The following is a 20,904-nucleotide window of genomic DNA, read 5'->3' on the forward strand; positions in this document are numbered from 1 at the left end:
AAAATCTATTCTTATGGTAGATGATGTATATCATAGTGTTGTGTACTCTTATACAAAAGAGGAAAACTACGATATTACTATTTCTAAAAAATTCTTGCCAGCCGGTGAAAAAGTGTTGATCATCGATGACTTCTTGGCATCTGGTGAGGCTGCTATGGGCCTTGCTAAATTGGTGGAAGACGCTGGTGATGAAGTGGTTGGTATGGCGATCGCTATCGAAAAATCCTTCCAACCTGGTCGTGAACGCCTTGAAAATGCAGGGTATCGTGTTGAGTCTTTAGTTCGTATTAAAGAATTTAAAGACAATGGTTGTGTATTTATCGAAGACTAATAGTCTGATTATTTGTAGAGGGAATTATGAATCAAAAAGCAGAAAAATTTGACTTACTCGTTGCTGACTTAAATAAAGGCGGTAACTCTTGGTTTACAAAGGAAGAAATGACAGATGACCTTCATACAGTCGTTTACCACGGCCGTTTGGATGTTCATGAGCATAGCTTGCCTGTATTCATCGTTGTGGATGATTCTGCATTCTCCTATGCACGTATTGCTATCACAACAACATCTATTGATGAAAAAGTGATTCCTGCTGTGTTGAAAGAACTTAACACATTGAATCAAGATTATAAAGTATCTAAATACTATGTGAGCAATGAAGACAATAACATCTATATGGATGTGTCTGTTCCTGGTTTGACTGAGCAATTTGATCCTACAGTAGTAGTTAATTTATTGCTTGAAGTCGTTCAACCACATTTAGATGCTGTACATAAAGGCATTCTTAAAGTAGCTGGTTTAGCTAAATAGAGGTTGTTATGAATCCTAAAGCATTATTATTTGATAAGTTTTTAAAAGACGAAGAAATCACATCCTTTGAACGTAAGGATTTTGAGGATGAGGACGGTACTGTTGTATACCGTTCTTACATTAAATCCCCATTGTGGGATATGCCGTTATTTGTTATTCTTGATAACAGTATTTACAGTGTTATTCGTTTGGTGTTAGGCCCTGAAAAGGTAACCGCACAAAATATGAATGCCTTGAATGCGTTGATCAACCGCGACAATGCGACATACAAAAACTATAAACTATATATTGATGAACAAGATTCCAGTCTATATTTAGACTGTGTATACATGTGTGGTGACGATGCGTTTGAACCTGCATTAATGTATGCATTGATGTCTTCTATCGTAGACTATGTCCCTGAAGCTGTAGGCGAGTTGAAAGCTGCTTTTGAAAGTGGCACACATTAATTAATAACAAATACAGATTAAGGGCCGTAATGTTCGGAAATTAATTGAAAGAGGGTATCCTATCTCTAAAGGTGGGATACCCTCTTTTTATTTTTGGTAAAATATACATTAACACTTTAAAAGACCTAAGTTTAATAGAATGTGTGGTTTTGTAAAAAAGAGTATATATTTCTAATCATATATTTTGAATAACGTCGATATAATTAAATTTAATACTTTCAAATAGTTCGGAATATAACGAATAATAAAAATAATTAATTAAAAAATATTCGAAAATAATGTTGATTTTGTAAATGTTAGGTGTTACAATTTGTGTACAAGAAGGAGGTAGCACCGTGAACTATGCAAATCAACAAACTCAACGCAAGTCTACGGAGGCTATTTATGCGCATTTTTCCCAGTCTATTTCGGCTGGGCTTTTTTATTAGGAGGATCTATGAAGGTCGGTATTATTATGGGCAGCAAGTCTGACCTAGACACAATGAAAAAGGCATCTGCCATACTTGATGAATTCAACATTCCTTATGAAATGGTAATTGCTTCAGCTCACCGTACACCTGAAGCTGTAAAAGAATTTGTTACAAGACTTGAAGATGAAGGGGCTATCGCATTTATCGCTGGTGCTGGTGCAGCAGCTCATCTACCTGGCGTAGTCGCTAGCTTTACCACATTACCTGTTATCGGTATTCCTCTTAATGCAACGGCCTTAAAAGGTATCGATTCCTTGCTTGCTATTGTTCAAATGCCATCTGGTATGCCAGTAGCGACAATGGCTGTTGACGGAGCCAAAAATGCAGCACTATTTGCCGTACAAATTGGAGCAGCTTTCAACAAAGAATTGAAAGAACAATATGTACAGTATCGTAAAGATATGGCCGAAAAAGTCCTAGCAGATAATGCAGAGCTACAAGGCGCTATTAAACTATAATCTTATAACTCGTTACAGATTACATTGCTCATAAAGTAAGCTCAATTCTTTTATTAGATATTCATTATATAGTTTGTATCATTCATTATGATAAAGGAGACACATCATGGCTAACATCGACTTGGAAAAATTAACATTATTGTACGAAGGTAAAGCAAAACAAGTATATCAAACAGATAACAAAGATGAGTATATCGTTCATTACAAAGATGATGCTACTGCATTCAACGGTGAAAAACATGATACCATTCTTGGCAAAGGCGTATTGAACAATAAAATTTCTTCCTTCTTCTTTGAATTGTTGAAAAAAGAAGGTGTACCAACTCACTTTGTTCGTCGCGAAGATGATCGCAATCAAACAGTACTTACTTTGGATATCGTTCCTTTAGAAGTTATTGTTCGCAACATTGCAGCTGGCTCCATGGCTAAACGCTTTGGTATTGAAGAAGGTACTCCTCTTAAACATCCAATCCTTGAATTCTGCTACAAAAATGATGAATTAGGCGATCCATTTGCCAACGAATCCCAAATCACAGCACTTGGCTGGGCTACGCAAGAACAACTTGATGTAATTTCTACAATCACTTTAAAAGTAAATGATATTTTGAAAAAATTCTTGGCTACAAAAAATGTAACCCTTGTTGACTTTAAATTAGAATTTGGTACTCACAATGGTGAAGTATTATTAGGCGACGAAATCTCTCCTGATACATGCCGTTTCTGGGATGCTACAACAGGTGAAAAGCTCGACAAAGACCGCTTCCGTCGCGATCTTGGCAATATTGAAGAAGCGTACAAGGAAATGTTATTCCGTCTTACTGGCGAACGCGCCTAAGGGGGCACAATGAACTACGATCCTGTTTTTGATAAATGGCATGAAGAGTGTGGTGTATTCGGTGTCTATGATAGAACCGTTGATGTAGCACGCTATGTATATTGGGGGCTCTTTGCACTTCAACACCGTGGCCAAGAAAGCGCGGGCATTGCCGTTACAGATGGTCATGATGTAGAACTAAAAAAAGGTATGGGCTTATTGACTGAGGCCATTAAAGAATTACCATCCTTACCAAGCCATATGGGGACTGGTCATGTGCGGTATTCTACAACAGGTTCCAATAATCCACGCAATATTCAACCTTTAGTGATTCATTACCAAGGTGGTCAAATTGCGGTGGCTCACAATGGTAATTTAACGAATGCCTTAGCCATTCGTAAACGTCTTGAATCGGATGGTTCCATCTTCCAAACGACAATGGATTCCGAAGTTATCGTAAACCTCATTGCTCGTTCTAAGGCAGAAACGCAAGCGGAACGCATTGCTGATGCGGCACGTCAAATTGAAGGGGCCTTTTCTCTAGTTATTACCACAAACGACTCCTTAGTAGGTGTGCGTGACCCACAAGGCTTTAGACCTCTGTGCTTAGGTAAAACTGAAAATGGGTATGTTCTCTCTAGTGAAAGCTGTGCCTTCGATGCAATTAAGGCTGAGTTCATTCGTCACATCGATCCAGGCGAAATGGTAATCATCGATGATTCAGGCGTGCGTAGCGTTATCTATGCAGAACCAGAAAAAATAGATAAGAAGCTCTGCGTTTTTGAATATATATATTTTGCACGCGGTGATAGTCATATTGATGGTCAATCGGTTTATCAATCTCGCCTCAATATGGGACGTGAGTTATATAACGAAACAAAGTATGATGCAGATATTGTCATGTCTATTCCTGACTCTGGCACTACGGCAGCACTAGGCTATGCTCGTGCATCGGGCATTCCTTTTGCAGAAGGGTTAGTGAAAAATCGCTATAGCGGTCGTACCTTTATCAAACCAAATCAAGAGGAACGGGAATTAGCTGTGCGCATGAAACTAAACCCATTACCTCATGTGGTAAGTGGTAAACGGATTGTACTCATCGATGACTCTATTGTACGTGGTACTACGAGTGGTATTATCGTTAAGATGCTAAAGGAAGCGGGTGCCAAAGAGGTGTACATGTGCGTTAGCTCTCCATCCATTGAGTATTCTTGTCACTATGGCATTGATACATCGGTACGTAAAGAGCTCATTGCTGCCACACATACAGTAGATGAAATCAAAGACTATATTAATGCCGATAAATTACATTATTTATCTCGAGAAGGCTTATGTCGCGCTGTATCTGATATAGCGCCTAATGACTTATGTTTTGCTTGCTTTAATGGTGATTACAGTGTAGAGGTTCCTGCGGAACAAGAGGAAGGGGTCAAATATGTGCTCGAATAAAACTAGTTTAACCTATCGCGATGCAGGCGTTGATATCGATGCTGGTAATCGCGCTGTAGAATTGATGAAAGAATCCGTGAAACGCACGTACACACCTGGTGTTGTTGGTGATTTAGGTGGTTTTGGGGGCCTCTATTCCTTAGCTGGTCACTCCATGTCTGACCCTATGCTCGTATCTGGTACAGATGGGGTAGGCACAAAATTGCGCCTTGCTATCATGATGGATAAGCATGATACTATTGGCCAAGACTGCGTAGCTATGAGTGTTAACGATATTCTCGTACAAGGTGCCACACCTTTATTCTTCCTCGACTACATTGCAGTTGGTAAACTTGATCCTCTAAAAGTAGCAGATATCGTGCGCGGTGTGGCAGAGGCTTGTGAAGAGTCTGGCTGTGCTTTACTGGGCGGCGAAACTGCTGAAATGGCGGGCTTTTACGATAACGATGATTACGATGTGGCTGGTTTTGCCGTTGGTATCGTTGATCGTCCTAAATTGATTACTGGTGAAAGTATCAAAGCGGGCGATGTCATTTTAGGTTTGCCATCTTCTGGTGTCCATTCCAACGGTTTTTCTTTGGTTCGTAAAATCGTATTCGACCACAAACAATTATCTATTGATACAGACATCCCAGAGTTTGGTAAGACTTTAGGCGAAGAATTATTGACACCTACACGTTTATATCCAAAAGCAGTCTTACCACTAATTGAACAAGAACTTGTAAAGGGTATGGTTCATATTACAGGCGGTGGGTTCTATGAAAACATTCCTCGCGTATTGCCAAAGGGTGTGACTGCAGAGGTAGATGTTACTACATGGCCACGACTTCCTGTATTTACGAAATTACAAGAATGGGGCAATGTAGCATGGCCTGAAATGTATCGCACTTTCAACATGGGCATTGGTATGATCCTTATCGTTGATGAAAACAATGTAGCAAAGGTTAAAGAAAATCTTGGTAACCGTGGTGAAGCTGTATATGAAATTGGCCGTATCGTAAGTGGTGATGGTCCTGTTGTCCTTAAAGGGGCTGAGTTCGATGCGTAATTCTAAAAAGCGATTAGCCCTCTTTGCCAGTGGTCGTGGATCCAATGGGGAAGCACTGTATAAGGCCATGCAAGACGGCTATATTAATGGTGAATTTGTTGTCATTATTACAGATCATGGTACAGCAGGAATTGTAGAACGTTCCAAATCTTGGGATGTTCCACTCATTGTCATCGACCGTAGCGATTATGATTCTAAAGCGAGTTTTGAACAGGCTCAGCTAGATGCCTTAGAGCCTTATAAGGTGAACGGTATCGTATTGGCTGGTTATATGCGCATAGTTGGGACTAAGCTCATTGAACGGTATGAGCATAAGATTTTAAATATCCATCCTGCATTATTGCCATCCTTCCCAGGCCTTCATGGTCATCAACAAGCCATTGACGGAGGCGTAAAAATTACGGGTTGTACGGTACACTTTGTTGATGCGGGAATGGATACGGGCCCTATCATCATGCAGAATACGGTGCCTGTATTACCCGATGATACAGAGGATACTTTGAGTGATAGATTATTACCTATTGAGCATAAAACGTATAAAGAGGCGTTACGACTGTTTTGTGAGGATAAGCTCACTATAAAAGGTCGTGTTGTATATATTGAAGATTGATGTGTAAGCAAAGGAAGACGTTAGATGATTAAAAATGCATTACTTAGTGTTTCTGATAAAACAGGTATTGTAGACTTTGCAAAGGGATTAGTTGAATTAGGTGTAACCATTTATTCCACAGGCGGTACCCTTAAGGCGATTACTGATGCAGGCATTGCAGCAAAAGCCGTAGAATCTTTAACTGGTTTTCCTGAAATGATGGATGGCCGTGTAAAGACATTACATCCAAAGGTTCATGGTGGTATTTTGGCTATCCGTGATAATACGGAACATCAAAAAGCTATGGAGGATCATGGTATTGAACCAATCGATCTTGTGGTTGTCAATCTCTATCCATTCCGTGAAACCATTGCAAAACCAAATGTATCCTTAGAGGAAGCCATTGAAAATATCGATATCGGTGGTCCTACCATGGTGCGCTCTGCGGCGAAGAACCATGCGTATGTAGGCATTGTGGTAAATCCAGATCATTATGACGAAATCTTAGCAATGCTTAAAGAACATGGAGAATTGACTAAAGACTATCGCTTTGGTCTAGCGAAAGAAGCCTTTGCTCATACTGCAGCCTATGACGTAGCTATTGCTAACTACATGAGCGGTATCTTAAACGAAGGTTCTACACCTCCAGAATATTTAAGTGCTTATGAAAAGGTAACAGACCTTCGGTATGGTGAAAATCCGCATCAAAAAGCGGCATTCTATAAAGAAATCGGTAAAGCTCATGGAATGGGGGCCTTGAAACAACTCCATGGCAAAGAGCTTTCCTATAACAACATCGTAGATATGGAAGCAGCTTGGAATATGGTGTGGGAGTTTACAGAGCCTGCAGCATGTATTATTAAGCATACAAACCCATGTGGTGCAGCTACAGCAGCTATATTGCATGATGCTTATGTAAATGCTTACGAAGCAGACTCCGTATCTGCCTTTGGTGGTATCGTGGCTTTAAACCGTGAAGTCGATGCAGCTACTGCAGGAGAAATGAGCAAAATTTTCTTAGAAGTCATCATGGCACCTGCTTTCACCAAAGACGCATTACACATCCTTGAAGCAAAGAAGAATATTCGTCTCATCGAGTTATCTAAACCTGAGTCTGGACAAGTGACAGTGAAAAAAGTCTCTGGTGGTCTATTGGTGCAAACAGAGGATGATATCCAAGAAGACCGCGCTCACTATAAAGTGGTTACGAAGGTACAACCAACAGAGGAACAATGGAAAGCCCTTGAATTTGCTTGGAAGCTTGTAAAACATGTAAAATCCAACGCTATTTTGATTTCTAATGAAAAACGTACCCTCGGTGTTGGGGCGGGTCAAATGAACCGCGTTGGTTCTGCGAAAATTGCCCTTGAACAAGCTGGTGAAGCTGCTAAAGGCGCTGTATTAGCTTCTGATGCATTCTTCCCATTCGGCGATACTGTAGAGACAGCGGCAAGACATGGTATTGCAGCCATTATTCAACCAGGTGGATCCATTCGCGATGAAGAATCCATCAAAGCTGCTGACGAAGCAGGGATTGCTATGGTGTTTACAAGCATTCGCCACTTTAAACATTAATCGGTTGAGATATTTAGCTTATAGTTAAGCACAATTACTAACTATTTCTTCTACTATGAACTTGATGGCGTTTAGGCGCCGATGGAGGACTTATGAAAGTATGTGTAATCGGTAACGGCGGCCGCGAACATGCATTGGCATGGCGATTGTCCATCAGCCCTAGCGTAACAAAGGTATATGCCATTCCTGGCAGTGCAGCCATGTCAGATTGTGCAGAGCTAGTCGGCATTGATTGGCAGCAAAGCGATCATTTAATTCGTTTTTTGAAAGATAATCACGTTGATTTAGTCGTTGTTGGTCCAGAGGCTCCTCTTGTAGCAGGACTAGCAGATGCACTCAATAAGGCAGGAATTCCTGTGTTTGGTCCATCTAAAGCAGCTGCTCAACTAGAAGGGTCTAAGGTATTTGCCAAAGACCTTATGAAAAAATACAACATTCCAACCGCGGCCTATGGTGTGTTCCATAAGGTGGATGAAGCAAAAGAATTTATCGCTCAAACAGGTGCTCCTATCGTAGTGAAAGCTGACGGTTTGGCAGCCGGTAAGGGCGTTGTAGTAGCGATGACCGTGGAAGAAGCGAATGCAGCTGTAGAAGATATGCTTAGAGGTAATCGCTTTGGTGATGCAGGCAGCACCGTTGTTATCGAAGAATTCATGGAAGGTGAAGAAGCTAGCTTACTTGCCTTTGTAGATGGTAAGACTGTGGTGCCTATGATTGCTTCCCAAGATCATAAACGCATCTTTGATGGTGATAAAGGCCCTAATACTGGTGGCATGGGCACCTATGCACCAGCGCCAGTGCTTACAGATTCATTGCGTGATGAAGCGATGAAAACTATCTTAGAACCTATGGTGGCGGCCATGCAAAAAGAGGGTATGCCTTATGTAGGTTGTCTTTATGCAGGCCTTATGATTACGCCTCAAGGTCCTAAGGTGGTAGAATTTAATGCACGCTTTGGCGATCCAGAAACACAAGTTGTATTGCCATTACTTGATAGCGATTTAGGTCAAATCATGATGGCTTCTGCCACAGGTACATTAACAGCTGATATGGTGAAATGGAAAGATTCCTCTGCAGCTTGTGTCATTCTTGCTTCTAAAGGCTATCCTGAAACATCCTCTAAGGGTGATGTGATTCATGGGGATATTAAACAACATGATACAACCATCGTATTCCACTCAGGCACTAAACTTGTTGGGGAAGAATATGTCACAAATGGCGGCCGCGTGCTTGGCGTTGTGGGCCTTGGTAAAGACCTTAGAACAGCGCTCGATAGAGCTTATGGACGTATAGAACACATCGATTTTGAGGGCATGCAATATCGTACAGATATTGGGGCGAAAGCTTTCAAATAAACTAAAGATCTTTTAAAACGTGTAAACATGTATTTAAATAGTACAATAGCATTTCAAAATATAAAAACCTCTACATTTATGCATAGCGCATGTGGTGTAGAGGTTTTTATTTTCTACCTTTTAATGGTTACCTATGTTATAATAATGTAGATATAAAGAGGGCCCATCGACGTGTGATGGCGTTAGGCTCATCTCAACATTTTGAAACCTATTGATGGCGCCTAATATGTAGAAGTACATCTTCTACATATTAGGTGTTTTTACTATAGTCTATTTTTCGTATAGCGACATACAACTATGAAATATAACAAAGAACCGTTAAAACTGAATAGTCCGGTATCATTTTGGATGAATTTCCCCAATGAAGAACGCGTGTTTTGGGTGGATCGCCAAAGTGACCGCATCGTTGTAGGCGCTAAACGTCTAGCGACGGTTAAAGATGATGAGGATCGCCATAATTATGCGTATGTATTTTATGGGGATACTTTTTTTGATACTGTAAAAGACCATAAATGGTCTAATATGGGCCATGAAATGATTGCTTTTACCCATTATTACATTGTAGAAAATGGAGAGTCCTTCTATCTACATGCTGGTGAAAGTGTACCGATTGAGAATTATGAGGTGCCTCGAGTTCATCACAACTACAAAGAAACCAGTGATGATAAGGCGGATTGGAACCGATTGATGAATGCTATTGCCAATGGCATAAGCAGCGGTGCGATGACTAAGGTCGTCTCCTCTCGCGAGGTGGAATTCACTAGCGAAACACCATACAATGTGGCAAGTATCTTGGCTAATTTGGTAGATAATAATCCCAATTGCTTTATCTTTGGCTATGAAAAGGATGGGCGTACCTTTGTAGGGGCATCGCCAGAAATTTTAGTGCGCCATCGTGGCAGTGAAATTCTTAGCTATGCACTAGCTGGAACAGCCCCAAAGGATGGTCCTAATGCGTGGACTGAGGAGCAATTACTAACCAGTGAGAAAAATCTTATAGAACATAATATTGTTCGTGACCGTATCGTGAATACGATGAAACAAATCACTTCAGATGTTACGGTGGGGGAAACGGGCATTATGGAGTTATCTCACCTCTATCATTTGCGTACCATAATTACCGCAAAGGATAGTACAAAATCTCTTGTGGAATGGGCTAAATTGTTACACCCTACGCCAGCCCTTGGTGGTGAACCTCGAGAAAAGGCTCTAGCCTTATTACAAGAGTATGAAGCCCATGAGCGCGGAATGTACGCAGCGCCTTTTGGCTTTATGAAGGATATGGGGGACGGCATCGTTGTGGTTGCTATTCGATCTGCTCTTATCATGGGTAATGTATTGTATGCCTATGCAGGATGTGGCGTTGTAGCCGATTCTGATGCGGATGAAGAATACGCTGAAACTAATAATAAAATGCGTACAATTCTTGATGCTTTATAATTGTTTCCGTACCTTTAGGGGTGTTTGAAAGGGAATATAATGAATGAATATATTGCTGCCTTGGTAGACGAGTTCTACCAACTCGGCGTCCGTCATGCGGTGTTTAGCCCTGGTTCTCGTTCTACGACGATGGCCATGCTGTTCAAGGAGCATGAAGGATTTGAAACCTATATGAATATAGATGAGCGCTCTGCTAGTTTTATGGCTCTTGGTATTGCAAAGGCTCATAAAGAACCGACTGTACTCGTATGTACCTCAGGTTCTGCTGTGGCCCATTATTTGCCAGCTGTTTTGGAAGCTCAATATAGCGGGGTACCGCTCATTGTATTATCTGCTGATAGACCTCATACATTATTGCATGTAGGGGCTCCTCAAACTGTAGATCAGCATAAAATCTTTGGTACTGCTGTCAATTATTATGAAGAATTAGCAGTGCCTCAAGAATCTCATTACTATACATATCCACGTCAAGTGGCTCGTAAAGCGTATATGAAAGCGATGGATACGAAAAAAGGGCCAGTCCATATTAATGTGCCTCTCTTTGAACCATTGGTGCCAGAATTGAGCCGTAACCATTTTGAGGCTGGTCGCAGTTCCTTTAAAGTGGTTAAACCAAACTATAGTAGTGAGTTTGGCTGTGATAATAGAAATAATTTGACTCATATTAATAATGAAGTTGATATTGCTCATGGAAATGATGGTACAAACGAGATTAATGATTTACTTGAAAGATATGAGCGCATACTTATCCTAGCAGGCCCACAGATTGATATAGATGAAGCTAATACGATTTGTTCCTTTGGGGAGGCTTTACAAGCCCCTATTTTGGCTGATCCGTTGTCTAATGTAAGACGACGTTATAACTCGGCAGATAATCAAAATAATAAGGGGGGGATTGATGCTAGTAATGTTGTTATCTCTACGTATGATGCATTATTAGCGGGTCAAGCTCTTTGGCATGAGTTAAAACCAGACTGCGTAATTCAGTTCGGCCAAATCGTTGTATCAAAACGTGTACAACAGATGATTGCTAGCTGGACTGATGTGGAGTACATCGAGGTAAACCCTACGATGGATTCCATGAATCCAACAAGTAAAACTACCATGCATGTGCAAGCTAGCATTGATGTCTTTACCCATTTGTATAGGAAGAACAATAACTCTGATGAATACTTAAACATATGGCAACGGTTAGATCAAGAGGGCAAAAAGCAACTAAGTACAGCTATCGACGAGCCTCATTGCTTTGAAGGCCGAACCATACGCGAGTTGCAAGAGCATATCCCTGACGATGGACAGATTTTTGTTGCTAACAGTATGACTATTCGGGATTTTGATTATTTCTGGTTTAGTGGGGAGTCTCGAGCGACTCTTTACGGCAACCGAGGCGTCAATGGCATTGATGGCACTATTTCAACTGCTTTAGGACTGGCAGCCAATGGCAAGCCTACGTATTTAGTAACAGGAGATTTATCCTTGTTCCATGATTTGAATGGATTGGCTGTGGCCAAAACTCATAATCTAAACTTAACCATTATTTTGCATAATAATGATGGAGGCGGTATTTTTGAATATTTACCGCAAAAGGGAACAAAGCATTTTGATTACTTGTTCTCCACATCGCAAGGATTAGATTATAGTGGTGCTGCCAAACTCTATGGTTGTGGCTATACTAAAATTTCCAGCCCCGATGAGTTGAGTTCTGTATTGGCTAATGTTAGCCAAGAAACAGGCGTTCATATCATTGAAATTCCTACAAATAGGGAATATAGCAGAGAATTGCATAAGAAATATACGAAGGTTTCAGTTGATATGGAGGCATTACTATGAGTCAGTATTTTTGCAGTATTGTAGATAATGCTTTATGCAATCCCGCGCAGCGCATGTACTTTGATTTGGGCGACTATCGCTATGGTTTAACTGTAGTAGGCGATGGGGAACCTATCGTGTGCCTCCACGGTTTCTCCGAATCGAGCTACACTTGGGACGCTATTAATCTGCCTGGATATCGATTGGTCCGTATCGATTTGATAGGTCATGGTGATTCAGATATTCCTGACGAGGAACAGGCTTACACAATCCCTCAAATGATAGAGGACTTGCATACGGTTATTTATCATATGGTTGGCAACAGATATTACCTCATGGGCTATTCCATGGGGGCCCGTATTGTGCTTTCCTATGCTTTGGAATATGAAAGTGAAATCAAAGGGCTTATCCTTGAAAGTGGCTCTGTAGGGATTGCTTCGGAGGCTGAACGAGCAGAACGACGCAAGGCCGATGAAGAATTAGCTCACCAAATCGAACATAACGATGGTTCTTGGTTTGCTTCCCGTTGGGCGGAGGCTCCTATTTTTGAAAGTCAAAAGCAGCTTTTACCCGCGGTCACTGAATTAATTCATTTACGTCGTGCCCATAATAGTCCGTACGCATTAGCGTGTACCCTTCGTGGGTCCGGACAAGGTGTTATGACATATATAGGTGATCAGTTAGAAAAATTATCATGTAAAGGCCTATATGTGAGTGGCGCATTAGATACAAAATATACTACAATAGGAAGAGATGTATTTGGCAAGTTGCCAAACTTTAAACATGTCGTCGTCGAAGGGGCGGGACATAATGTACATATAGAAAAACCGCAGGCCTTTGAACAAGCGGTATTAGATTTTTTACATAAGAAAGGTTAAGTCCATGAGCAAATTTGATTGGAAAGTATTGGATCGTAATTATGAAGATGTAATTTACGAAACATATAATGGCATTGCAAAGATTACTATTAATCGCCCACAGGTACGTAACGCGTTCCGTCCTAAAACTGTTATGGAATTAATCGATGCTTTCACAGTAGCTCGTGAAGATAACGAAGTAGGCGTAATCGTATTGACTGGTGCAAACCACGGTCAAGGTGAAGACAAAGAAGCATTCTGCTCCGGTGGTGACCAAAGCGTACGCGGTCATGGTGGTTATGTAGGCGAAGATAATGTGCCTCGTTTGAACGTTCTTGATTTACAACGTTTGATTCGCGTTATCCCAAAACCTGTAATCGCTATGGTTAATGGCTTTGCTATTGGTGGCGGCCATGTGTTGCACATCGTATGTGACCTTACCATCGCTTCTGAAAATGCTAAATTTGGTCAAACAGGTCCTCGCGTAGGTTCCTTCGATGCTGGTTACGGTGCAGGTTACTTGGCTCGCATGATCGGTCATAAACGCGCTCGTGAAGTATGGTTCCTTTGCCGTCAATACACAGCTGCTCAAGCTTATGAAATGGGCATGGTTAACTGTGTTGTACCATTCGACAAATTGGAAGAGGAAACAGTTCAATGGTGTAACGAAATTCTTGAATTGTCCCCAATGGCATTGCGCATGTTGAAAGGTGCCTTCAACGCTGACACAGACGGTCTTGCAGGCTTACAACAATTCGCAGGCGACGCTACATTGATGTACTACACAATCGATGAAGCAAAAGAAGGTCGTGATGCATTTAAAGAAAAACGTAAACCGAACTTCAAACAATTCCCTAAATTCCCTTAATCGGAATAGATGTACTAGTCTAGTACTAGGGATGGAATGTATTGTAAAAACGTAAAGTGCGCCTCTATATGAGGCGCCTTTCTTATAATATCTTTTGTTATTAATTATTAATCATAAGGCATTATCTTTAGATACGAGGTGAGACGATGGAATGGTTACGGTATGGTGCACAGCACTATCCTAATCGCATATGTATAAATGAATATACCTATAACGATATATATGGCGGTGTGCTCCATGTGGCTAGTGAATTGATACATCTTGAAAGCTCCCGTGTAGCTATTTTATCGGACAACTCTGTTACTATGGCAATTTATGTACTGGCAGCTATGCTAGCCCATAAAGAGGTATTGTTACTGAATGTATATCTTAAGCCCAACGAGATCGGAAACCAATTGAAACAATTAGGTATTACTACCGTATTACATAGTAAAGAACGGTATAATCAACTGCCTAGTTTACTACGTACCATTGAGTTTGAACCGCTAGAATCCATTCTGTCTAATCTGAATTTAGAGGACACTTTTGATTGGAACTTTGATGATGCAGACATTGCGGCCATTATGAACACTAGCGCTACAACAGGTCAGTTTAAATCAGTACCACTACGATGGGGGCAAATTAGGGCTCATGTACAAGCGTCTCAAGAGGTGCTTGGTAAAACTGACCAAGATAATTGGCTCATGGTATTACCGCTATTTCATGTCAGTGGATTATCTATCTTGATGCGCTCTCTTTATAATGGAACGGCTATCACTATATTGCCTAAATACGATGAGGCAAAGGTTTTGGAACTCATTGAAACCGAGAAAATCAATATGATGTCTCTTGTGCCTACTATTTTAACACAATTAGAACCGAAGATTACACATCATACATTACGAGTGATTCTGCTCGGTGGCGAGTTCATTCCTATGGCTCTCATCGATGCTTGTGAAAAGAAATCATTGCCAATTTATAAGACCTATGGCATGACGGAAACCTTTAGTCAAAGCGTGACCTTCTCCGTATTGGATTATCCACATAAACGAGATTCTGTAGGTAAACCATTACCTGGTATGCAGATTCGCATTGATAATCCTGATGCGGATGGAGTCGGTGAAATCCATTTGACGGGCCCTATGGTTATGACTGGGTATATCGACAAGGAACCTATCGACGGTGATCTTAATACAGACGATATCGGCTATGTCGATGAAGATGGCTTTGTATATATTCTGAATCGCCGCAAAGACCTTATTATTTCTGGTGGTGAAAATATTTATCCTAAGGAATTAGAGGACCTAGTCTATACATTGCCAGCGGTGAAAGAGTGTGCCGTAGTACCTGTATCTGATCCTAAATGGGGGCAAGTACCAGCGCTTTTTGTAGCTTTTCATGATGGTGAAAGTATGACGGCTGATGAGCTTCTATCCTTTATGACTAATTCCTTGGCAAAGTATAAAGTTCCTAAATATGTAAAAATTTTACCTGCATTACCTCGTAATGGGACCGGTAAAATTGTGCGTAATAAACTGCGTTTAGAAGATTGAGGCGTCTATGAATGATATTTTAAATTTTAAAAGCATAACTACATATCGCCTTAAACTACCGATGAAGTTTAATTTTAAAACCGCCAAGGGTGAGGTAAAAGACAGGGAGACCATTGTCATTCGCATTGAGGACCAACAAGGTTATGTTGGCTATGGGGAATGTGTGGCTTTCACAGACCCATTCTATACAGCAGAAACCGTAGATACATGTTGGAAGAAATTAGTGGATGATTATATATTTAATCTCCGTTTGATGCGGCCTAAACCGCTTATGACCTATGTACGCCAGCTACAGTTCTGGCTGAATAGAGATCATATGCCAATGACCATTGCTGCTGTAGAAAATGCCCTTATTAATCTTCACTGTGAGAGACTGGGTGTAAATTCCGTTTCCTATATTATGGGACAGCCCTTACAAGATACAATTGAAAGTGGCGTTGTCATCGGTGATGTACCGATGGAACAATTGTTAGATACCGTAGAAGCTCATGTGGCAAATGGTTGTAAGCGTATTAAGTTAAAGGTGAATCCCACAGATGGCTATGAACGAGTATCTCTCGTCCGTAAGCAGTATCCAAACTTAGTTTTAGCTGCTGACGCGAACCAAAGCTATTCCTATGATGATATTGACAAGGTTCGTCAATTTAACGATTTGAATCTAGCTTGTATAGAAGAGCCCTTTGCTATGACGACACTCCAATCCTATAAGGAATGGAAGTGGGAACGTCTTAACAATGATGATTGGAACATCGAAACACCTATCTGTTTAGATGAATCTATATTAGGCTATGATGATTTATCCTATGCTATTGAATATGGCCTAATTGACGTACTTAATATAAAAGTAGGGCGCATGAGCGGTCTTGTGCCAACGAAGGCAGCTATTAATCTTTGTAGAGAAAGTCATATTCCGTATTGGATTGGTAGCATGGTGGAGTCTGGAGTTTCTAAAATGCTCCATGCTCAACTCGCTGCACTAGGTGATTCCTATATGGCAGGAGACCTATCGGATTCTAATAGATACTTTGAACGAGACCTCATCTATCCCGACCTCACTTTTAAAAATGGTGTAATGCACGTACCTGATGGTGATGGGCTAGGTGTAACCGTTTTTGATGATAGATTAGAAGCGTATTGCATGGAGAAACGAACACTATGAATTTGATTGAATCTTTACAAATTGAAAAGCCTCATATGACAAGTGACACTACATGTGTGGCCAAAATGAATTTAGGTGACTTTCACAAGCAACCGCAAGGTTACCTAAATGGAGGGGCGACCCTAGCCTTTGCAGAAATTGCAGCGGGAATGATGAGTAACGAACTTATTGGTGCTGATAAATTTGGTGTCGGTCAATCTATTACAGCTAATCACTTGCGTCCTGTACGATGTGAAGGCTCTTTAACGGCCCATGGTACACTATTGGTAAAAGGGAAGACCTCACATGTATGGCGCTTTGATATGAAGGACGATGCAGAACGACTCATCTCTCAAGTGACCGTAACATTAGCCATTGTGGACTTTGATCGGTAATAGATAATAACAAATAACTAATAACTAGTGCGTAATACGTAATAGGTAATAGGTAATAGATAATGATAAAAGGACAGTAAATACTATGTTAGTATCTACTGTCCTTTTTAGGTTCCGTATAAGTTAATAATTATTTATTGCTTATTGCTTGTTACTAGCTATTTACGAGTTACTGTATATAAGTCTTCTATATCTGGAATATCATAAATAACCCATGTGCCATCACCTAAATGACGCATCAAAACTCGTATATCTTTTGTCATATTCTTTTTGTTATTTTGTATTGTTACTGTTACGGTGGCTGTATCTCCATCGTCTTCAGATTTGATGTTTTTAACCTCTACATCATGCTCTTTGAAGAGGCGGCCATCTACAAGACGGTCGACCATGGACATGTTGTCATCACTTTGAGCCGTATTGTTAGTATCTGTAGTTGTTGGCTGAGATTTAAAGCTGTCTGGATCTTCGATATATTTTCGCATCACATCTTCGATTAAAGAAGGCCCAAATGTCTTAGCTGCTGCAATAGTAGCTTTACCAAATGGATTAGATGTATCTATATATTTGTTGCCTTCCCGTTCTAAGATATTTTTTACAATAGATTTTGTATCTATGTGGCGTAAAGCCTCATCGGCATCTTTATCTTGCACGGCTTGATGAATAATTTTTAACGTATAGGCTGGTGTGTGGGGAATGTACCACATGAAATACCATGTTGCTGCAAGCGCACCTACAATAGCAACAATTAAAATTGTTATAAGTGATTTTGATTTCATTGTATTACTCCAAAGTATTTTATATTACATTCTTATTATTTATATAATATATATTTATTTTATCATAGTCAAAGACGATTCACTATAATTATTAATTAGTAATACTTAAAACAGTAGAACTTTCAAATATATGTACTAATAAACTGTAGCGAATATATATGCTATAAAGTGGATAGGACATATTCTTGCTTTAGCCAACTAAAGAATATATAATAAAAGTATCTTTCATGAAAATTTCATATAAAGAAGGGGAGACTATGGCTAGTAAAAAGGTGATTATTAAATCTTTAGTATGTACAGCATTGACATGTAGTTTTGCTACATGCGCATTAGCAGCAGATAAAGATAATGGAGAAAAAGTTCAATCAAGCTGGATGGATCGTACTGATATAGGGGTGGCGGTACAAAGCACTCAAAAAGATAACTATCGTGACTATAAGACGGCAGTTAATCCACATCATTTAAGCACACCTGTGGTATATCATAGTGAGCATAGCTCTAGTCAAAAAGTGAAATCGCAATATTTTGTAGAAACCATACAGCCAATTAAACATTATGATCAAGACTCTAAATCAGTTTTATTTGTTCAAGGTCGTTTAGAGGGGAATGGTGGACAAAAGATTTCTAGAGATGCATATTGGTATGGTGGTAACGGTGCTAGAGCTTACGTACAACCTTCTTATTATGATAAAGGTGAAACTATCGAACATGATTCTCTTGGTGTAGTTGGTAGTGTTGGTGTTGGTTATCGTCGACTTAGTAAACATGAGCATGCTTACATTGGTGCGAATGCTTTTTATGACTATGCTTTTAAAGATAAATTCTCTCGTATTGGGGGAGGTTTAGAATATGTTACTGGATTAAATACAATTAGTGCGAATATATATCATGGCTTATCAGAGAAGAAGACAGAACCTTATCTTTTCTGGAATAATGTTAAGATTATTCCGCGAGCAGATGAATTTCATGATACTATGCCTGGTGATCCATTAGCTGATACGGATAATGGCATGTTACGATATCGATATGCTTACGAACATGTATTAGATGGCTTTAACATTCGATATACGCGTGATTATAAAAATGCACGTTGGGTTTCTACTTACATAGATGTATATCAATGGAAGGCTAAAAGCCCAAGTGAACATCCTGAAAATATGTTCTATATTAATCAACATAAGTGGAACTCTATACATGGTCTAAAAATGGGGGCTAAATTAAATGTAACACCACATCTTGCAGTAGATTTAGGCTTTAACAAGAATAATGTTACATCTGTGGAACCTTATGTATCTGTTATGTATACATTAGGTAAATCTAGATATGCATACTTTGGTGGAAAACATAGTGAAGACGTTATGACTACAGCGCGTTCTAAGATGCTTGATAAAGTTAAACGTAATGAAATGGTTGTTGAGTCCTACAAGGAACACAATTACCGTGAACATCCATGGGACCATATATAATTAGAATTTTATTAAGTATGATGATTAACATTTCTTAATAAAGCTTAATGAATTGGTATCTATCTATTATTTAGAATAGGTGGATACCAATTTTTTTATAGATCTATGAAATATTGCGTATGGCTGAGTATTTTACATATAAACGACAAATCTATATGATTTTTGGTAGATAATTCCTAATTTCATATATTTTGGAAAAATTCATCAAAAAATTAGAAAAAAGTACTTGCATTAGTAGGTTACCTCATGTTAATATATACGAGTAGTCAACGAGAGTTGATACGCGGCCCCGTGGTGTAGCGGTTAACATGTCGCCCTGTCACGGCGAAGATCGTCAGTTCAAATCTGATCGGGGTCGCCATTTTTTTTTACAAAAAAACGTGCCTCGGTAGCTCAGTTGGTAGAGCAACGGACTGAAAATCCGTGTGTCGACAGTTCGATTCTGTCCTGAGGCACCATTTGTATTCCATGCGGTTGTGGTGGAATGGCAGACACGCCATCTTGAGGGGGTGGTGAGCGTACGCTCGTGAGGGTTCAAGTCCCTCCAACCGCACCAAGATATAAGGACCTACAGTTTACTGTAGGTCCTTTTTGCTATCGCCTTAAATATTGTGGGTGTATATGGGAGAGAGAAATGAATAAGAAATATTTTGTGCTGATGATACTTTCACTAGCATTATATAGTCAGTCTGGTTTTGCAGCAGAAGTAGTAGATAGTCAGAATCAAAATATAAGTATTGAACAAAAAAATAATACAAAGTTAAAACAGTTTGTACAAATAAAAGGCCCAGTAAAAGTAGATTTTGTCGAGGTTATTCCTAGTGCTTTTAAAGCTGTTATAAAAGATAAATCGATAGATACGAAGGCACTTTCAATGGGCGATGAAATTATATTAGAGCGGATGGAGAAGGAGCACGGTTCTCAACGATTAAAAACATCAGAAAAACCTGATTTTGGAAGTGAATATAAAACGTTTGATCCACTTTATAATGATAAGGATGAAACAGCACTAAAAGAAATTAAACACTATAATACTGAATCAACACGTAATGAAGGCTATTTTATTGGTGGTCGAGAAAAACCCTTACGCATTGTGAGCCCATATATGAAAAAGAATGGTAAAGGGGAAATTAAGCTAACGAATCCCGTTAATACTAAAGATTATCGAACTCGTGCCGATCGGGATGCAGCAAATGAAAGGGAAATTCGAGAATATTTAGATAAAAATAAGGGAAAAGGACATGATCTATTTACGGCTAGATCTAAAGCTGAAATTAAAGAATCTTTGGAAAGTTTTTTTAAACCTATAGAATTGATTCAGTATCCTATCAATAATCCAAAGGATTATAAAAGGATGCCTATGATTCCAGGCTTCCCCAAAAATATGCCAAGTTTTGCAAAAAATATTCATATGCATAGTAATCCAGGCTTTTTACAAGGTAGGGCTTATGTACAATTTGCATTTGGAGGCACACCGGAACAATTAAAGCCATATATTGATGAAGCGCTTTCAAATTCTAAAGTAGTTGTTTTAAAAGCTGATATATCCAATGTGTATGTTAAACGATATATCGATTCGAATATGGCTTATGCAGATTCTCTATATGCA

At 39.7% G+C, this 20,904-nt stretch carries 20 protein-coding genes and 3 tRNA genes; 22 read left to right on the forward strand and 1 reads right to left on the reverse strand.

Annotation, left to right across the window (positions count from 1 at the left end; translation table 11 throughout):
* The 17 genes from QZ334_RS02220 to QZ334_RS02300 form a co-directional block, all read left to right on the forward strand.
* A partial coding sequence (locus QZ334_RS02220; protein WP_295231573.1) for a phosphoribosyltransferase family protein occupies positions 1-331 on the forward strand: 331 nt, incomplete at its 5' end.
* A 26-nt stretch (positions 332-357) separates the two neighbouring features.
* On the forward strand, positions 358-807 hold the full coding sequence (locus tag QZ334_RS02225) for a hypothetical protein (protein ID WP_005387851.1): 450 nt from the start codon (positions 358-360) through the stop codon (positions 805-807).
* An 8-nt stretch (positions 808-815) separates the two neighbouring features.
* Complete coding sequence (locus QZ334_RS02230; protein ID WP_227721345.1) at positions 816-1,256, forward strand: hypothetical protein; 441 nt, start codon at positions 816-818, stop codon at positions 1,254-1,256.
* 436 nt (positions 1,257-1,692) lie between these two features.
* Positions 1,693-2,184 (forward strand): 5-(carboxyamino)imidazole ribonucleotide mutase, encoded by a 492-nt coding sequence (gene purE / locus QZ334_RS02235; protein WP_295231577.1) that lies wholly within the window; start codon positions 1,693-1,695, stop codon positions 2,182-2,184.
* Between the two features lie 106 nt (positions 2,185-2,290).
* Positions 2,291-3,019 (forward strand): phosphoribosylaminoimidazolesuccinocarboxamide synthase, encoded by a 729-nt coding sequence (gene purC / locus QZ334_RS02240; protein WP_119206619.1) that lies wholly within the window; start codon positions 2,291-2,293, stop codon positions 3,017-3,019.
* A 9-nt stretch (positions 3,020-3,028) separates the two neighbouring features.
* Positions 3,029-4,447, forward strand: a complete 1,419-nt coding sequence (gene purF, locus QZ334_RS02245) for an amidophosphoribosyltransferase (RefSeq protein WP_295231580.1) — start codon at positions 3,029-3,031, stop codon at positions 4,445-4,447.
* Entirely contained in the window at positions 4,434-5,495 is a 1,062-nt protein-coding gene (gene purM / locus QZ334_RS02250; RefSeq protein WP_295231583.1) for a phosphoribosylformylglycinamidine cyclo-ligase, read from the forward strand. The genes purF and purM overlap by 14 nt, the downstream gene beginning before the upstream one ends.
* Positions 5,488-6,105: a phosphoribosylglycinamide formyltransferase gene (purN, locus tag QZ334_RS02255; protein WP_295231584.1), complete on the forward strand. Its 618-nt coding sequence runs from the start codon at positions 5,488-5,490 to the stop codon at positions 6,103-6,105. The genes purM and purN overlap by 8 nt, the downstream gene beginning before the upstream one ends.
* Before the next feature lie 24 nt (positions 6,106-6,129).
* Positions 6,130-7,659: a bifunctional phosphoribosylaminoimidazolecarboxamide formyltransferase/IMP cyclohydrolase gene (gene purH / locus QZ334_RS02260; RefSeq protein WP_295231588.1), complete on the forward strand. Its 1,530-nt coding sequence runs from the start codon at positions 6,130-6,132 to the stop codon at positions 7,657-7,659.
* A gap of 92 nt (positions 7,660-7,751) precedes the next feature.
* Positions 7,752-9,014, forward strand: a complete 1,263-nt coding sequence (purD, locus tag QZ334_RS02265) for a phosphoribosylamine--glycine ligase (protein ID WP_295231590.1) — start codon at positions 7,752-7,754, stop codon at positions 9,012-9,014.
* A gap of 297 nt (positions 9,015-9,311) precedes the next feature.
* A complete protein-coding gene (locus QZ334_RS02270; RefSeq protein WP_295231593.1) occupies positions 9,312-10,454 on the forward strand; it encodes an isochorismate synthase in 1,143 nt (380 codons plus the stop codon).
* 39 nt (positions 10,455-10,493) lie between these two features.
* Positions 10,494-12,284, forward strand: a complete 1,791-nt coding sequence (gene menD, locus QZ334_RS02275) for a 2-succinyl-5-enolpyruvyl-6-hydroxy-3-cyclohexene-1-carboxylic-acid synthase (RefSeq protein ID WP_295231595.1) — start codon at positions 10,494-10,496, stop codon at positions 12,282-12,284.
* Positions 12,281-13,141, forward strand: a complete 861-nt coding sequence (gene menH / locus QZ334_RS02280) for a 2-succinyl-6-hydroxy-2,4-cyclohexadiene-1-carboxylate synthase (RefSeq protein WP_295231598.1) — start codon at positions 12,281-12,283, stop codon at positions 13,139-13,141. Before menD ends, menH begins: the two co-directional genes overlap by 4 nt.
* Positions 13,142-13,145: 4 nt before the next feature.
* Entirely contained in the window at positions 13,146-13,988 is an 843-nt protein-coding gene (gene menB / locus QZ334_RS02285; protein ID WP_005387880.1) for a 1,4-dihydroxy-2-naphthoyl-CoA synthase, read from the forward strand.
* Positions 13,989-14,134: 146 nt separating this feature from the next.
* Positions 14,135-15,520, forward strand: a complete 1,386-nt coding sequence (menE, locus tag QZ334_RS02290) for an o-succinylbenzoate--CoA ligase (RefSeq protein ID WP_295231600.1) — start codon at positions 14,135-14,137, stop codon at positions 15,518-15,520.
* A 7-nt stretch (positions 15,521-15,527) separates the two neighbouring features.
* Positions 15,528-16,679, forward strand: a complete 1,152-nt coding sequence (menC, locus tag QZ334_RS02295) for an o-succinylbenzoate synthase (RefSeq protein WP_295231603.1) — start codon at positions 15,528-15,530, stop codon at positions 16,677-16,679.
* Positions 16,676-17,053 carry a PaaI family thioesterase gene (locus QZ334_RS02300; RefSeq protein ID WP_295231606.1) on the forward strand — a complete coding sequence of 126 codons (378 nt, stop codon included), beginning with the start codon at positions 16,676-16,678 and terminating at the stop codon, positions 17,051-17,053. Before menC ends, QZ334_RS02300 begins: the two co-directional genes overlap by 4 nt.
* Before the next feature lie 158 nt (positions 17,054-17,211).
* Here the strand turns inward: QZ334_RS02300 and QZ334_RS02305 are convergent, their stop codons facing one another.
* Positions 17,212-17,829, reverse strand: coding sequence for a hypothetical protein (locus QZ334_RS02305; protein WP_295231609.1), 618 nt, complete (start codon positions 17,827-17,829; stop codon positions 17,212-17,214).
* Positions 17,830-18,086: 257 nt separating this feature from the next.
* Between QZ334_RS02305 and QZ334_RS02310 the strand changes: the two genes are divergently transcribed.
* The 5 genes from QZ334_RS02310 to QZ334_RS02330 form a co-directional block, all read left to right on the forward strand.
* The gene (locus QZ334_RS02310) at positions 18,087-19,295 is read left to right on the forward strand and encodes an inverse autotransporter beta domain-containing protein (protein WP_295231611.1); all 1,209 of its coding nucleotides are present in this window, start codon (positions 18,087-18,089) and stop codon (positions 19,293-19,295) included.
* Between the two features lie 285 nt (positions 19,296-19,580).
* Positions 19,581-19,656, forward strand: a tRNA-Asp gene (locus QZ334_RS02315).
* 21 nt (positions 19,657-19,677) lie between these two features.
* A tRNA-Phe gene (locus QZ334_RS02320) sits at positions 19,678-19,753 on the forward strand.
* A gap of 12 nt (positions 19,754-19,765) precedes the next feature.
* Positions 19,766-19,851 (forward strand) — tRNA-Leu (locus tag QZ334_RS02325).
* A gap of 78 nt (positions 19,852-19,929) precedes the next feature.
* Positions 19,930-20,904: hypothetical protein (locus QZ334_RS02330; RefSeq protein ID WP_295231614.1), on the forward strand; the 975-nt coding region annotated here is incomplete at its 3' end.

It is taken from the genome of Veillonella sp. (genome assembly GCF_019414865.1).
GTDB lineage: Bacteria > Bacillota > Negativicutes > Veillonellales > Veillonellaceae > Veillonella.